General features: G+C 47.7%; 10 protein-coding genes. 4 read left to right on the top strand and 6 right to left on the bottom strand.

Annotation, left to right across the window (positions count from 1 at the left end):
* Window positions 1-20: 20 nt before the first annotated feature.
* The 5 genes from gspG to gspC are packed head-to-tail and all read right to left on the bottom strand — an operon-like array spanning window position 21 to window position 6,161.
* The gene (gene gspG, locus FIU99_RS00425) at window positions 21-464 is read right to left on the bottom strand and encodes a type II secretion system major pseudopilin GspG (protein WP_006957217.1); all 444 of its coding nucleotides are present in this window, start codon (window positions 462-464) and stop codon (window positions 21-23) included.
* Between the two features lie 53 nt (window positions 465-517).
* Window positions 518-1,741: a type II secretion system inner membrane protein GspF gene (gene gspF, locus FIU99_RS00420; RefSeq protein WP_006957218.1), complete on the bottom strand. Its 1,224-nt coding sequence runs from the start codon at window positions 1,739-1,741 to the stop codon at window positions 518-520.
* On the bottom strand, window positions 1,741-3,225 hold the full coding sequence (gene gspE / locus FIU99_RS00415; RefSeq protein WP_006957219.1) for a type II secretion system ATPase GspE: 1,485 nt from the start codon (window positions 3,223-3,225) through the stop codon (window positions 1,741-1,743). Before gspE ends, gspF begins: the two co-directional genes overlap by 1 nt.
* Window positions 3,225-5,255: a type II secretion system secretin GspD gene (gene gspD, locus FIU99_RS00410; RefSeq protein ID WP_006957220.1), complete on the bottom strand. Its 2,031-nt coding sequence runs from the start codon at window positions 5,253-5,255 to the stop codon at window positions 3,225-3,227. Before gspD ends, gspE begins: the two co-directional genes overlap by 1 nt.
* Before the next feature lie 39 nt (window positions 5,256-5,294).
* The gene (gspC, locus tag FIU99_RS00405) at window positions 5,295-6,161 is read right to left on the bottom strand and encodes a type II secretion system protein GspC (protein WP_152471936.1); all 867 of its coding nucleotides are present in this window, start codon (window positions 6,159-6,161) and stop codon (window positions 5,295-5,297) included.
* A gap of 254 nt (window positions 6,162-6,415) precedes the next feature.
* On the opposite strand from gspC, the gene hslR reads away from it, so the two are divergent.
* From hslR to FIU99_RS00385, 4 genes are all read left to right on the top strand, one after another.
* Window positions 6,416-6,802: a ribosome-associated heat shock protein Hsp15 gene (hslR, locus tag FIU99_RS00400; protein WP_006957222.1), complete on the top strand. Its 387-nt coding sequence runs from the start codon at window positions 6,416-6,418 to the stop codon at window positions 6,800-6,802.
* A gap of 56 nt (window positions 6,803-6,858) precedes the next feature.
* The gene (gene hslO / locus FIU99_RS00395; protein WP_006957223.1) at window positions 6,859-7,734 is read left to right on the top strand and encodes an Hsp33 family molecular chaperone HslO; all 876 of its coding nucleotides are present in this window, start codon (window positions 6,859-6,861) and stop codon (window positions 7,732-7,734) included.
* A gap of 339 nt (window positions 7,735-8,073) precedes the next feature.
* Complete coding sequence (gene pckA, locus FIU99_RS00390; RefSeq protein WP_006957224.1) at window positions 8,074-9,705, top strand: phosphoenolpyruvate carboxykinase (ATP); 1,632 nt, start codon at window positions 8,074-8,076, stop codon at window positions 9,703-9,705.
* A 112-nt stretch (window positions 9,706-9,817) separates the two neighbouring features.
* Complete coding sequence (locus tag FIU99_RS00385) at window positions 9,818-11,776, top strand: AsmA family protein (RefSeq protein WP_006957225.1); 1,959 nt, start codon at window positions 9,818-9,820, stop codon at window positions 11,774-11,776.
* Here FIU99_RS00385 and FIU99_RS00380 read toward each other — a convergent pair.
* Window positions 11,728-12,669, bottom strand: a complete 942-nt coding sequence (locus FIU99_RS00380; protein ID WP_006957226.1) for a bifunctional GNAT family N-acetyltransferase/hotdog fold thioesterase — start codon at window positions 12,667-12,669, stop codon at window positions 11,728-11,730. The two genes, FIU99_RS00385 and FIU99_RS00380, sit on opposite strands and share 49 nt — an antisense overlap.
* Window position 12,670 lies beyond the last annotated feature (1 nt).

Below are 12,670 nucleotides of genomic sequence, written 5' to 3'. Positions count from 1 at the left end.
CGGCTTATGCCGCCTCTGCCTTATTGAAAGTCCTGAATGTTCCAGTTGCCGATATCGGCATTGACACCTTCACCACCTTCTTGGCCATCAGCACCTAGAGTGAAAATATCGATGTTACCGTTGTCACCTGGGCTCAGGTATTGGTAGTCGTTACCCCAAGGGTCGGTTGGCAGGCGCTTGATGTAACCACCATCGCGGTAGTTACGCGGTTCAGGGCTTGATGGCTTGTTAACTAGCGCTTCCAAACCTTGGTCTGTGGTTGGATAAACGCTGTTGTCCAGCTTGTACATATCCAGTGCATTTTCTAGCGCAACAATATCAGTAATAGCTTTTTGTTGGTCAGCCTTTTCTTTATTACCCAACAAGTTAGGAACAACAAAGCTTGCTAAAATACCTAAGATGACGACAACAACCATCACCTCTAAAAGCGTAAAGCCAGACTGCTTGTTCATTTTTCTTTTCATTATATTCTCCAAATAAAAATTCATAGCGAGAGGTTAAACTGCTCTCAGTATGACTATCCACTCATTAAGTTGTTCATTTCTAAAATTGGCATCAGGGTCGCCATTACGATAAACAGTACTAATCCAGCCATCAGTGCAATCAATGCCGGGGTGAAGATACCTAATGCGATATTGACTGTGGATTCAAAGTTGGCATCCTGATTATCGGCCGCACGAGTCAGCATACTTTCCAGCTCACCACTCTGTTCACCACTGGCGATCATGTGCAGCATCATTGGTGGGAAAAGCTTGGTCTGCTCAAGTGACTTACGCAGGCTTGCCCCTTCACGGACGTTATCGGTCGCGCTGAGAACTTGCTGCTTAACGTAATGGTTCGACATTACGTCTACCGCCACTTTCATCCCTTCCAATATTGGAATTGCACTGGAAGTACAGATGGATAGCGTACGCGCAAAGCGAGAGGTATTCAGGCCACGAGAGATTTTTCCAATCATCGGCATATGAACAATTTTGCGATCCCAACTCAGGCGCAGATTAGGCTTACTGAGAGCAAACTTAAACAGATACACCAACACGGTCAGAGCGACTAAAATTTGAATGCCCCAGTTTTGAATAAAATCACTGGAAGCAAGAAGGAACTGAGTCGATTGAGGCAGTTCTTGTCCCATCTGAACAAACTGGCCGACAATTTTGGGTACCACTGCCGCGAGCAAAAACGCTACAATACCGACAGCAAACACCACCAGCACCACAGGGTAGATCATCGCCTGCTGCAGCTTCGAGCGCATTTTTTGACGATTTTCTGCATAGTCCGCCAAACGCTCCAAAACCGCATCTAGATGACCAGACTTTTCACCCGCCGACACCATAGAGCGGAACAAATCATCAAAGATGTGCGGAAAGTCCGCCAAACTGTCAGCCAGCGTGTAGCCTTCGGTGACTTTTGAGCGCACGGCGAGCAGCATGGTTCGAATGCGCGGCTTTTCAGACTGCTCTGAAACCGCCTTAAGACACTCTTCTAGAGGCATTCCCGACTGAACCAGTGTCGCTAGCTGGCGAGTAATCAAAGCTAAATCAGGTGTGCTGATGCCACGCTTAAAGGTTAACCCAGCTTGCTCGGTCTGCTTCTTGGCTTTCTGACGTGTTTCATTCACCTCAACCGGCATTAACCCCTGCTCTTTGAGCCGGGCTCGAACCTGACGTGCGTTATCGCCTTCAATCACCCCTTTCTGGGTTTTGCCTTTTTTATTGAGGGCTTTATATTCAAACGCTGCCATTAGCCTTCCTTAGTCACCCGCATGACTTCTTCAAGAGAAGTGATACCTTGACGGACTTTACTCAGGCCATCATCACGAATACTTGGCGTATGCTCACGAATGGCTTTTTCAATTGCCTGCTCGCCAGCTTCGCTGTGAATTTTCTCTTGTACCTGCTCGTTAACCACCAGCAACTCGTGAATACCAGTACGACCACGATAACCTTTGTGATTACAGTTTTCACAGCCATTAGCTCGATAAAGAATTAGCTCTTCTTTCTTCTTCAGATCAAACAGCTTTTTGGTTTCTTTGTCTGCTTCGTAAGGTACTTTACAATCAGGGCAAAGAGTACGAACTAGGCGTTGTGCCAATACTCCTAATAGTGAGGACGAGATAAGGAACGGCTCAATACCCATATCCCGCAGACGGGTAATCGCACCCACTGCCGTATTGGTGTGTAGGGTCGACATTACTAAGTGACCGGTTAAAGAAGCTTGAACAGCTATCTGCGCCGTTTCCAAGTCACGGATCTCACCGACCATCACCACATCAGGGTCCTGACGCAAAATTGCACGCAAGCCACGAGCGAAGGTCATATCTACCTTAGGGTTAACTTGCGTCTGACCGATCCCATCGATATCAAATTCAATCGGATCTTCAACGGTAAGGATATTGCGTTCGTTGCTGTTGAGTTCCTGGAGGCCAGCATACAAGGTAGTCGATTTACCCGAGCCAGTTGGGCCGGTAACCAAAATGATGCCGTGCGGGCGCTCAATCATGCTGCGGAAATTTTCATGGTTGGCTGGCGTCATGCCTAAGCTATGCAGATCAAGTCGAGTGGCATTCTTATCCAGAAGACGCATCACCACGCGCTCTCCGTGCGACGAAGGCATGGTGGAAACACGCACATCAACCGCTCGACCACCAATACGCAGAGAAATACGGCCATCTTGAGGCACACGCTTCTCAGCGATATCCAGCTTAGCCATAACCTTAACGCGAGAGACCAATAACGGTGCTAGCTTACGACTCGGCGACAACACATCACGCAATACGCCATCAATGCGGAAACGGATTGAAAGTGCTTTTTCGAAGGTCTCGATGTGGATATCCGATGCCCCCTCCTTAATCGCTTCACCGAGCATAGCGTTGATCAACTTGATGATAGGCGCATCGTCATCTGACTCAAGCAGGTCTTCATCTTGCGGCAAATCCTCAGCCAACGAGAAGAAGTCATCACTATCTGCGCCTAAGTCTTCCATTAGCTGACGAGCTTCCGACGAGTCGCGCTGATACGCTTCCGTCAATTTGGAATCGAACTCATCTTTGGACACTTCGCGCAGCTCAAAATGTTCGCCTACCACACGTTTTACTTCGATCAAGGCTTCAAATGCCAACGGCGCAACATAATACAGCGTGAGACCTTGCTCTGAAGGCTCAAGTACCAGTTGGAAGCGGTTGGCAAAACTAAATGGCAAACGACGGAATGTGACTAACTCATCCATCACTTAGTTTCCATTTGGTCTAGGAAAGCCTGAATCTCAGCAGGGTGACTAATATCTTCACCAAACTTAGGCAGCACAGGCGTTTGCACGTCTTCCATCAATCTCAGACCTTGGTCCGCCTTGTAAAGCTGCTCGGCACGAATAAAGTTGTATTTACGCTGAGTAATACCATCTGCGGTCACACCATCGCGAATGATGGTTGGCTTAATGAATACCATTAGATTGGATTTTTGTAGCTGAGAGCTGGTCGATTTAAATAGACGGCCTAAGTAAGGAATATCGCCCAGAAGCGGAACTTTAGATTCACTTTCTTGTGCGCGCTCGTCAATCAAACCACCCAGTACAATCATCTGGCCATCTTCTACCATAACTGACGTATTGAGCTGGCGTTTAGCAAAGCTGACATCCACCGCTGCGTTACTGGTCGCAGGCAGAACGTTAGACACCTCTTGCTCAATGGTAAGCTGTACCGAGTTACCTTCGTTGATTTGAGGAACGACTTTGAGCTTGATACCAACTTCTTTACGATCAACAGTCTGGAATGGGTTGTCGTTGTTTGACCCTGCCGCAGACCCAGTGATGACGGGTACTTCTTCACCGACAATGAAAGATGCTTCACCGTTGTCCATTACAGTAATGCTCGGAGAAGACAGGATGTTAGAGTTGGTGTCGCTTGATACTGCGCTGATCAGTGCCGTCCAGTCTCCCATTACTACACTAAGTGCCGCACCATTAACGCCAGAGAGCGCTGAAGCCAATGTGGAGTAGTCTCCTGGTTCCGTAACATCATAAGGTACTCGTTCACCTGCACTATTGGTGTAATACTCTGTACTCTTTTGATCTTCAGCCTCTTCAAGGCCCACCATTACGTTACCGATCTTGGTTCCGGCATTGCCGTACTGGATTACTGCACCAGTTTCGAGCGAGCCCCACTGGACACCTAAGTTAATACCGTCACCTTCTGTCATTTCGACAATCAAGGCTTCAATCAGCACCTGCGCGCGGCGAATATCCAGTTGAGAAATTACATCCTGAAGCGCATTCATAATATCTGGCGGCGCAGTCAGTACGAGCGCATTGGTACCTGGGTGAGCTGAGATCATCACCTCGCCACGTTTGGCGCTGGACGACTGTTTAGAACCTGATGATTTTTCTGCCTGAAGATTGTCAGAGACACCTTTCAACACATCAACCAAGTCTTCCGCTTTGGCGTACTTTAGATACACCACGCGGTTATTGCCTTTGGTAGCCATCTCAATATCAAGCTGCTTAATCAGCTTACGCAGGCGCTGACGTACCTGAGGATCACCGGAAATGAGAATAGAGTTCGTGCGATCATCGGCAACCAGTTTTGGCTGTAAGAAAGCAGGTGTGCTTTTCGCATCAGTCGTCTTGTTCAGAGCTTCAACAATACGAACCATCTCAGCAGCAGAAGCATTATCCAATTCAACTACTTCGATTTCTTTGTCACCCGCTTGGTCGACACGTTTGATGATGTCTGCCAATCGGTTAACCACCGCTGCGCGGCCTGTAATAAGAATGATATTAGCTGGGTCGTAGTGCACAACGTTACCTGCACCCGCATTGTCATTTAGCTGACGAAGCAGAGGTGAAAGCTCACGCACCGAGACATTACGAACTGCAACAACACGAGTTACGACTTCATCGCCTTGGATTGATCCATCGCCAACCACGGGAATCGCGGAGGTTTTCGCATCTTTAGATTTGATGACCTTGATGACACCGTTGTCCATTTCCACCACAGCGTAGCCATAGACTTCCAGAACGTTTAAAAAGAAGCTGTAATATTGTTCTTCCGACAGCATGTCGTAGCTGCGTACATCGATCTTGCCACGTACGGATGGATCAACAATGATGGTTTTTTCCAGATTCCGACCAACAATGTTGATGAACTCTTGAATATCTGTGCCTTTAAAGCTCGCACTGTATTCGTTAGCGAATACAGCGGCAGGTGACGTCAACAAGCTTCCTGCTAAAAGCCAAGCGCTTTTTTTAAGCCAATGGTTCACTCTCTACTCCTCGGAATGATTCACGCATCTGCATCATTCTTATAATTCAATATAAATTTCATAAGGCTGGCCATCTCGTTCTACCGTTAAATTCAGCTCGGTAAGTTGAGACATATTTTTGAAGATCTCCCCCATCGTCGCGGGGTTACTCAGATCCTGGCCATTGATTTGTGTTGCTATATCCCCTGACTGTAAGCCAACTGATTCGAATAGTTCTTTCTCTTTTCCAGGGGTTAAGCGATAACCAATAACTTCGCCATCTCTTTTTATCTGAGACATACGAACGTATTGGAAAATTTGTTTCGCGTCTTTGCGAATGACAGAGCGTATTTCATCCAGCTTATCGGCGGAGACGTCTGCCTCAATCGATTTGGTTTTAGGCTGTTGCTGTAGATTCTTGGTGTATTTAAGCCCTTCTAGCATGACAGTTTCATTACGGCCGGAGTTATCGACGATAATACGATCATACAAGACTTGAACTACCGTCGCCCTGGTACCTTCCAAGGTTTCGCCGATACCATAAGTCGCCTGCTGACCTCGACTCGCCACCACCGCAAGGTTTTTATTCGCTTCAGTGCTAGTTACAACACCGACCAAGATGACGTTCAAGCGACTTTTCGGCGCTTCGGTTACTACAGGCTTTTTCTCAACCGGCGCCTGCGCTTGATAGCGACCAAACAAGTTACTGTTTTGCAGCTCAGCGATATTTAAACCCGAATCCTTGCTGACACTACCTGCCACTGACGTTGGCTGCCAAGGGGTTACCGATTGCGACTCCATCGGCTTCCAGATCAATGCACCAGATACCCATGCACTCATGCCCAGCAACACTACCGTTGCCATTGAGCTCAAGCGGTCCTGATTTTTCAGGAAACTATCTAGTTGAATTACACCACGTATGTTCACTCACAATCCTTTTGATCACCAGCTGACGAAGCCATGCAAGGTAATGTTTACCAAGCAAAGTACTCTATAATTAGAGTTTTTATTTGAACCAATTATTCTACCAAAATATGAAACAGGCTAAATAGTTAACGGCCTGATTAACATGTAAAGCGGTGGAATTTTACCATGTACCTTGAAAAATGCGCGCTTCATCACCATTGTTACACCAATAATTTGGCACAAGATTCACCACCAGTTAGAGGCTAGTATCCACAATGGGTTCCCAAACTGAAGCAGTTCGACTCGATAAATGGCTATGGGCAGCACGTTTTTACAAAACTCGTTCCATTGCTCGAAATATGGTCGACGGCGGTAAAGTTCACTATAATGGCCAACGCAGCAAGCCGAGTAAGGCGGTTGAGCTCGGCGCAATCATTACTCTTCGACAGGGGCACGAGGAGAAAACCGTGGTTATCGAAAAGATTTCGGATCAACGACGTGGCGCTCCCGAAGCACAAACCCTCTATACCGAAACTGGGGACAGTCTTGCTAAGCGTGAAGAAAATGCCGCCCGTCGCAAACTTCATGCGCATAGCCCAAGCCCAGATCGTCGCCCTGATAAAAAGCAGCGTCGCGACATCATCAAATTTAAACATCAATAATATCAGCCACCATCTGGCTGGTATCAGTAGTACCATACGTACGAGGAAATGCTTACATGGCAAACAATGTTTTAAACCGCTACCTTTTTGAAGACCTGTCTGTACGTGGCGAGTTGGTACAATTGGATGAAGCCTACCAACGCATCATTTCTAGCAAGGAATACCCAGCACCACTACAGAAGCTGTTGGGTGAGCTACTGGTATCGACAACCCTGCTGACCGCGACTTTAAAGTTCGAAGGCTCTATCACGATGCAATTACAAGGTGACGGCCCGGTATCTCTGGCTGTCATTAATGGCGATCACGACCAGAAAGTGCGTGGCGTCGCGCGCTGGGAAGGGGATATCGCCGATGATGCCAGCATTCATGACATGTTGGGTAAAGGTCACTTAGTGATCACTATCGATCCTAAAAAGGGCGAACGTTACCAAGGTATTGTTGGCCTTGATGGCGACAACTTATCGGACATTCTTGAAAGCTACTTCGCAAACTCAGAGCAGTTGAAGACGCGTATATGGTTGCGCCTCGGAGAACACGAAGGCCAGCAGCGTGCTGCGGGTATGCTGATTCAGGTGATGCCAGATGGTACAGGTACACCTGAAGATTTCGAGCACCTAGAGCAACTGACAGATACGGTCAAAAACGAAGAGCTATTCACGCTCGAAGCGAACGACCTACTTTATCGTCTATACAACCAAGAGAAAGTTCGCCTGTTTGACCCACAACCTGTCGAATTCCACTGTGGCTGTTCACGCGAGCGCAGTGGCGCCGCCATCGTGACCATCGATCGTGCGGAAGTAAATGACATTTTGGCGGAAGTCGGCTCAATTTCTTTACATTGTGATTACTGCGGCACGAACTATACGTTCGACGAAGCTCAGGTATCTGAGTTGTTCGATCAGACCGATTCAGGCAACAAAACGCTGCATTAATTTTTATAATTTAAGAAGCACGTAATTTACCAGTCAAAAGGCCAGCACATCGCTGGCCTTTTTGTGATCAAAGCCCCGTAAACATTAGCCTTTCACGTAATAAAGCAACCGCTTAATTTTAATCAATTAATAATCCTTTTTGATCTAGCGCAATCCTTTGCGCGCGGGATACACTATCCCAGCCAATATGTGATGAGTCGCTTAAAACCCTATAGAAATCATGGATAATTTTTGAGCTATATCCCTGTTTTCACTCAGACCCGTTGCTAGCATGGTGAGCAGATAACAATCAAAACATTATTACAAAATCCCTACAAAATATTCCTACAAGGAGCACCTATGACCGTTATGGAACATGCAAAGGCTGCAACAATTGATCTTACCAAACACGGGCTTCACAACGTAAAAGAGGTTGTCCGCAACCCAAGTTACGAAATGTTGTTCGAAGAAGAAACGCGCGCTGATCTAGAAGGCTACGAAAAGGGTGTAGTCACTGAGCTGGGTGCGGTTGCCGTGGATACTGGTATCTTTACTGGACGCTCACCAAAAGATAAGTACATCGTTAAAGACGCAACTACAGAAGAACACATGTGGTGGACTTCTGATGCGGTTAAAAACGACAACAAGCCCATCACTCAAGAGATCTGGAATGACCTTAAAGATCAGGTCACTGACCAGTTATCAGGTAAACGTGTATTCGTGATTGACGGATACTGCGGTGCCAACCCAGATACTCGTCTAAGCATCCGCGTTATTACTGAAGTCGCGTGGCAAGCGCACTTCGTTAAGAACATGTTCATTCGTCCTAGCGAAGAAGAACTAGCAACGTTCGAACCAGACTTCGTCGTAATGAATGGTGCTAAGTGCACCAACCAAAAATGGAAAGAGCACGGCCTAAACTCTGAAAACTTTACTGTCTTCAACCTGACTGAACGCATGCAGTTGATCGGCGGTACTTGGTACGGTGGTGAGATGAAGAAGGGTATGTTCGCTATGATGAACTACTTCCTTCCTCTTAAAGACATTGCTTCTATGCACTGTAGTGCTAACAAGTGTAAAGAAAACGGCGATGTTGCTGTCTTCTTCGGCCTATCTGGAACAGGTAAAACCACACTATCCACCGACCCTAAACGTGAGTTAATCGGCGATGATGAGCACGGTTGGGATGACGACGGCATCTTCAACTTTGAAGGCGGCTGTTACGCGAAAACCATCAAGCTTTCAAAAGAAGCAGAACCAGACATCTACAATGCGATTCGTCGTGACGCGCTGCTTGAAAACGTAACGGTACTTAGCGACGGCTCGATTGATTTCGATGACGGCTCAAAAACGGAAAACACTCGTGTGTCTTACCCAATTGAGCACATCGAGAACATAGTTAAGCCAGTATCAAAAGCAGGTCATGCCAACAAGGTGATCTTCTTGTCTGCGGATGCATTCGGCGTACTGCCTCCTGTGTCTAAGCTGACTCCAGAGCAAACCAAGTACCACTTCCTGTCTGGCTTTACCGCGAAGCTTGCAGGTACTGAGCGTGGCATTACAGAGCCAACACCAACCTTCTCTGCTTGTTTCGGCGCGGCGTTCCTAACGCTACACCCAACCAAGTACGCAGAAGTACTGGTGAAACGTATGGAAGCAGCGGGTGCTGAAGCGTACCTAGTTAACACAGGTTGGAACGGCAGTGGCAAACGTATCTCTATTCAAGATACTCGCGGCATCATTGATGCGATCTTAGATGGTTCGATTGAAAAAGCAGAGACTAAGCACATTCCAATCTTTAACTTGGAAGTGCCGACAGCACTGCATGACGTTGACCCAGCAATCCTAGATCCACGTGATACTTACACTGACCCACTACAGTGGGAAAGCAAAGCCAAAGATCTGGCTCAGCGCTTCATCAACAACTTCGACAAGTACACAGATAACGATGAAGGTAAATCTCTGGTTGCGGCAGGCCCTCAGCTAGATTAGTGATATCGTCACCAATTGCTTAGCTAAGCCCCTCTTTCGAGGGGCTTTTTGTTGCCTGAAAAGCAAAAATGTTCCAAGCTAGCTACATCTACTCCGAGGGAAGGTCGAGATTTTGAAGAAAGCACTGCTGCTGACTGCCATTGCAATTGTCAGCCTGATCAGCTTACCGCTACTGGCCCTGTTCGTTCTGCTCAACACCAGCTATGCGAGCCAAGTGGTCAACTTGATGCTAAAAAATCTGACCCCTTATACCATCACGGCTCAGCAAGCGTCATATTCCCCTCCCTTCCAACTGACATTAGAAGATGTTGAAATTGACGCAGAGCCAAAAGCTATACTCATCCCCAAGCTGACCGTCTGGTTAAGTCCAACACTGTGGCAAAACAACCAAGCCTCGTTTGACTCTGTCTTAATTGAAGGCGCCAATCTAGACATCAACGAACTGAATTCACCTTTGCTGCATGCCATTCACTTGCAGCAACTGGCGCTGCAGCATGTCGACATTACTGCGCCGGGTTGGTCAGCCAGAGACGTCAATCTGCAGGTGAAAAAGCCTCAATGGCTCAACCAAGAGCAAAACCTGCCCTATGGTGACATTCAACTGTCAGCCAAGCAGCTGTATGTCAAAGGGGAAGCATTAGATAACCTACTGATCGACGCGCAATATCAGGCACAAGACAGCACGATCTATGGCGCGTCATTCAGCTGGTATGGCGCGGAAATTTCCGGTCAAGCGGAGCAATTTAGCCAAGGATGGTCGTTGATCAACGTCACCGTCAATAAACTCGATTTACCGCAAAATAGCTCGGCTGAGAAATTACTCTCAAGACTCAAATCGCTCGACCTACCGATTTATCATATTAATAGTCTCGACCTCCTCAGCAGCAACCTCCATTACGCTGGGTGGCAATTCAATCATCTCGATGCGTCTTTGGAAAATCTCACGCTCGATCGCCCTCTGTGGCAACAAGAACAAGGCTATATCTCGTTTGATGCTGAGAGTGTGGATTTCGACCAGCTAAGGTTTATCGCACCAACAGCCAAGCTGGGCTTCACTTCAAATCACATCTCAGTGGATGAGTTTGATACTGATTTCAAGCAAGGCCGTGTTCAGCTAAGCGGAATACTGACACCAGAAGACATCGCACTTAACCGCCTAAAGGTCACTGGGGTAAAATGGCTGGATCAAACCGATCAGCTCATCAGTACTCTGGCGCAAATGTCACAGCCTCTGCACTCGCTTAAGATTGCTGAGCTCGACATCGAAAATGCCCAACTTATTCAAGTCGAACGTCCTCCCTACTGGCAGTTATCTGGCCTCAATATCGAAGGGCAAGAGCTGACTTTGATTCATGATGATCAAGTCGGGCTTTACGATGGCAGCCTGGAAATCAGTGCCAACAATGCCAGTATTGAACAGCTGCTGACTACCCAAGCCGTACTAAAAGCGTCGGCCAAGCAGGGTAACATTACCTTAGAGCGCGCTTTTATCCCGCTAGATCAAGGCTATATCGAAGCAAGCGGACAATGGCAGCGTCAATCTGTCAGTGCCCCATGGCAACTGTCACTGCATGCCGATGGTTTTCAAGTCAATCAACCGCTACTGCAGGCCCAATTGCCGTTTAAGCTCGCCGGGCTAGCTGAAGTCGAACTGGAAATGAGTGGTTTATCTGGTGATTATTCAATGCTGGCGCATAGCCTGAGCGGTACGCTCAATGGCTACCTGCATGACGGTGCGCTGGAAGCAAAAAGTGTCGATGGCGATCAAAGCTATCTGCAGCTCTGGCCCTTAGATAAAATCACACTCCAAGCCGATCGTGGCCGGATTGAGATTGCATCGAAAGGGGAGAAAGCGCAGCTGGCAGGGACGTTAGATCTGACCAAACCTGAGTTTGGCACATTAATTTTTACCAGTGAGCACAACTGCCAGAGATTGTGGTCCGATATATTCAATCTGACCAATGTGATTCAAGATGTGTGTGGCGAGCCGATCGAACCAATCGTACCCGCCAACGAAGCAAATCATTCTTCAGAAGATGAAGAGGCAGGCAAATCCAGCATCGACTTATAATTCGGTAGCAGCATATAAGTGCCGACAAACTCAACGGCTTCCGTATCGCCACTGTGAATAGTGACATGGATGACAATACGGGCTTTTCGACCGGAAGCCAGGCGGTCCAAGTCTCCACTGATCCCATCTAAAGAGGTTGAAGCTACTGGATTCTGCGTCACCGGATGACGGTAGCGAATCTGGCTGTCAGCCAGAACGATATCACCACTCAAACCACGTTCTTTCATCAACAACCACGTCATTCCCCACCCTGTCAGGGTCGCAAGGGTAAAAGCAGAACCTGCAAACATAGTGTTGTGCGGGTTGAGGTTAGGGTTGAGCTGAGAACAACACTCGAACTGATAGCCCGTGTACTGATTGATCTTGATGCCCATCTTATCGCTGATAGGGATTTGATGCTCCCAGCGCTCTTGCAGCTCGGTACACCACTCAGGCTTACGTAGTACGTTAGCCATCGGGTCGAGCTTTTTGACCATCTGCTGGTGACGCACAGGGCCACGCTCATCGGTTAATTCACCGCGGCGCTCAAAACCGTTCTTTTCGTAGAAAGAAATGGCATCCTCACGCGCATTACATACCAGACGTTTGGCCCCTTCCTGACGGGCAAGCGATTCCAGTGCCACCAGCACCAGCGAGCCCATACCTTTGCTACGACGATTGCCTTTCACTGCCATATAACGAATTTGCGCTTCACTGTCCGGAGTGATGTAAAGTCGGCCTATAGCCATAGGTCGACCACGACCATCAACAATCATGCGGTGGTGGCTCATCGGATCGTATTCATCACGCTCAGAGCCTAACGGCATGCGCCAAGGTTCGCGCAGCATTTGCCAGCGAAAGTGGTAATACTTATTGAGTTGGTTATCCGTTTTTGGCGTGATCAGCTTAAACATA

Origin of the sequence: Vibrio sp. THAF64 (assembly GCF_009363455.1) — a bacterium.
Lineage (GTDB): Bacteria > Pseudomonadota > Gammaproteobacteria > Enterobacterales > Vibrionaceae > Vibrio > Vibrio coralliilyticus.
Note: the sequence above shows the minus strand (reverse complement) of the source record. Positions and strands in the feature narration are given on the sequence as shown.

Excerpts from the sequence above, each read along its gene's own strand:
- hslO (WP_006957223.1), top strand. The coding sequence starts at position 6,859 with ATGGCAAACAATGTTTTAAACCGCTACCTTTTTGAAGACCTGTCTGTA.
- FIU99_RS00380 (WP_006957226.1), bottom strand. The coding sequence starts at position 12,669 with ATGTTTAAGCTGATCACGCCAAAAACGGATAACCAACTCAATAAGTAT.
- pckA (WP_006957224.1), top strand. The coding sequence starts at position 8,074 with ATGACCGTTATGGAACATGCAAAGGCTGCAACAATTGATCTTACCAAA.
- gspE (WP_006957219.1), bottom strand. The coding sequence starts at position 3,225 with ATGGATGAGTTAGTCACATTCCGTCGTTTGCCATTTAGTTTTGCCAAC.
- gspG (WP_006957217.1), bottom strand. The coding sequence starts at position 464 with ATGAAAAGAAAAATGAACAAGCAGTCTGGCTTTACGCTTTTAGAGGTG.
- gspF (WP_006957218.1), bottom strand. The coding sequence starts at position 1,741 with ATGGCAGCGTTTGAATATAAAGCCCTCAATAAAAAAGGCAAAACCCAG.
- hslR (WP_006957222.1), top strand. The coding sequence starts at position 6,416 with ATGGGTTCCCAAACTGAAGCAGTTCGACTCGATAAATGGCTATGGGCA.